Here is a 3,014-nt window from a genome sequence, read left to right as displayed (position 1 = left end):
CGATAGCGGTGTGTCAGTAGCGCAAATGTCAGCTGACACACCGCTATCGCGAGCAGGCTCACTCCTACAGGTTTTGCATTGCATGCGGATCCGCGGTCAATCGTCGATATTCATCATCGCCTGCACACCTTCCCACGCCTCGGCGCGCATCCGTTCGATATCCAGCCCCGGAATCACCCCGTTATCGACTACGATCCGGCCGCCCACCAGGCTGTACTTCACCGTGATCGGTTCTCCCGCGACCACCGGTGCAACCGCGCAATCGTGGAGGCCGAAGAACCGTGGATGATCAAGGCTGTAGATCACCAGATCTGCCGCTTGCCCGACCTCCAGCGTACCGACCGCGCCCAGTCCCAATACCTGCGCGCCGCCCGCCGTGCCCCAGTGGATCACGTCTTCGGCAGTGGTCGCCGAGGCGCCTTGTTCGGCGCGGTGGATCAGCCATGCGGTGTTGGCTTCGCCGACCATGCTTCCGGATTCGTTGGACGCGACGCCGTCGACGCCGAGGGAGATCGGTACGCCGGCCTCATACATTTGCGGAACCGGCGCGACGCCGCTGCCCAGGCGCGCGTTGCTCACCGGGCAATGCGAGATGCCGGTACCGGTCTGGGCGAGCATGCGGATTTCGCCGGGTTGCAGGTGCACGGCGTGGGCGAACCACACGTCGGGGCCGAGCCATTCGTGTTCGGCGACGAATTCCACCGGCAGGCAGTTGTATTTCTCGCGGCAGAAGTTCACGTAGTTCTGCGTTTCCGACAGGTGCGTGTGCAGGCGCAAACCGAGGCCGCGCGCGGTGTGCGCCAGTTCGCGCAGCAGGGTCGGCGGCAGCGAAAAGGTCGGTGTGGTTGGCGCGACGACCACCCGGCGCAGGGCATCCGGGGTGTCCTGGTGATACAGCGATTTCAGTCGCTCGATATCGCCGACCATTTGCTCGAGGCTTTCCGGTTGCAGCGCGGTTTTCGAGAAACCCGGGTGCGCGCTGGCGGATTCCAGCGCGCCACCGCGACACAGCACAAAGCGCAGGCCGAATTCGTCCGCCAGATCGAACAGCAGGTCCCCGGTCTCGGTGGTGCCGTGGGCGTGGTAGAGATAATGATGATCGGCGCAGGTCGTCACCCCGGACAACAGCAATTCGACCATGCCCAGCCGAGCGGCGATCCGCGCCAGTTGCGGGGTAAAGCGGTTCAACCTTGGGTAGGGCACGCTCGCCAGCCAGCCTTGCAGATCCTGATTCAAACCTTCGGGCACGGCTTTGAGCAGGTTCTGGAACAGGTGATGGTGGGTGTTGATCCCGCCCGGATAGATCACGCAGTTGCGTGCATCGATCACGCGCTCGCCGGGTTGCGCTTGAAGGTCGGCGGCCATTTCGGCGATGCGTCCGTTGACCACGCGAATGTCCACCGCGCCGGCCCGTGCTCGCGGGCCGCGCAGGCCGGTCATCACCGCCAGCGGGTTTTTGATCAGGATGTTTTGAAGTCGAGTCATGGGCAGGCTCCAGTCAGAGAATGTGCGAAGCGGATTTGCCGGGTGTGGTGTCTGGCACGCTGACGCCGTTGAGCGCCGCGTTGAGCAGCACCGACACCAGGCAGGCGATGACCACGCTGCTGTGCAGGAACGGCTGTGACCACTCGGGCATTTGTTTGAACAGGGTGGGCGCGAGCACCGGTACCAGCGCGGCGGCGATGGTGAAACCGACGATCAATACGTTGTAGCGATTGCGCTCGTAATCGACCTTGGCCAGGGTCTGGATCCCCGCCGCCGCGACCACGCCGAACATCGCGATACCGGCGCCGCCCAACGCCGCGGTCGGCATCGACGCGATGATCGCCCCGGCCTTGGGCACCAGCGCAATCGAACACATCAACAGGCCACTGACGGCGACCACCCAACGGCTGCGCACGCCGGTCAGGATCACCAGACCGACGTTTTCCATGAAGGCAATGAACGGAAACGCGGCGAACATCCCGGCGATGGTGCTGGCCAGGCCATTGGCGCGCAGGCCGTTGACCACTTGCTGGTCTTCCACCGGTTTGTCGACGATGTCGCCGATGGCCACGAACAGCCCCATCGACTCGACCATCTGCACGATCATCACCACCACCATGGTCGCGATGGGGATCAAGCTGAAAGTCGGCAAACCGAAGTAGAACGGGTAGGGCACGGTCAGCCACGGCGCCTCTTCGACACTGTGGAAATTGCCCATGCCCAGACCGTAGGCCAGACCGGCGCCGACCAGCATGCCCACCAGCACCGCCATGTTGCGCAGCAGCGGACTGCCATAGCGATTGACCAGCAGAATGGTCAGCAGCACCACCACCGCCACCGCGAGAAATGCCGGGGCGCCGAAGTTGCTCGCGTTGCGTCCGCCACCGACCCATTCATAGGCGATCGGGAACAGCTGCAAACCAATCACCGTGACGATGCAGCCGGTGACCACCGGCGGGAAAAACCGCCGCAATCGGCCCACGAACGGCGCCATCAGCAGGGTGAAAATCCCGGCGCCGATCACCGCGCCGCAGACTCCCGCAAACCCCACGTCAGGGTTGCTGCCGATGGCAATCACCGGGCCGACGCTACTGAACGCCACGCCTTGCAGAATCGGCAGACGCACGCCGAATTTCCAGAAGCCGACGGTTTGCAAAAGGGTGGCGATGCCGGAGCAGAACAGCGTGGTGCTGATCAGCACCACGGTGTCGGCGTGGGACATCTTCAGGGCACTGGCGACGATCAACGGCACGGCGATGGCGCCGATGTACGAGACGGCCATGTGTTGCAGGCCGAGGGTGAGCATCTGTCGCACCGGCAAAACGCGGTCGACGGGGTGCACGGTGGAGGAAGGAGTGGCTGACGACATGGAATCACCTCTGGCTGTTTTTATGCGGTAGAGAGGGGTATTCGTCTGATGCCGCGTAGCGCCAGAACACGGTGTAACCCTGTGGGAGCGGGCTTGCTCGCGAAAGCGTTGTGTCAGTCGACATCACTGTGCAATGACCCACCGCATTCGCGAGCAAGCC

The 3,014-nt window shown here is 63.6% G+C and carries 2 protein-coding genes; both read right to left on the bottom strand.

Annotated elements, in window-relative coordinates; genetic code table 11:
• Positions 1-96 precede the first annotated feature (96 nt).
• Complete coding sequence (locus QMX91_RS30285) at positions 97-1,485, bottom strand: amidohydrolase family protein (RefSeq protein ID WP_282413844.1); 1,389 nt, start codon at positions 1,483-1,485, stop codon at positions 97-99.
• A gap of 13 nt (positions 1,486-1,498) precedes the next feature.
• Complete coding sequence (locus tag QMX91_RS30280; RefSeq protein ID WP_135295497.1) at positions 1,499-2,854, bottom strand: nucleobase:cation symporter-2 family protein; 1,356 nt, start codon at positions 2,852-2,854, stop codon at positions 1,499-1,501.
• Positions 2,855-3,014 lie beyond the last annotated feature (160 nt).

The sequence above is a fragment of the Pseudomonas sp. PS01299 genome (assembly GCF_029960145.1).
In the GTDB taxonomy this organism is placed as follows: domain Bacteria; phylum Pseudomonadota; class Gammaproteobacteria; order Pseudomonadales; family Pseudomonadaceae; genus Aquipseudomonas; species Aquipseudomonas putida_A.
Note: the sequence above shows the minus strand (reverse complement) of the source record. Positions and strands in the feature narration are given on the sequence as shown.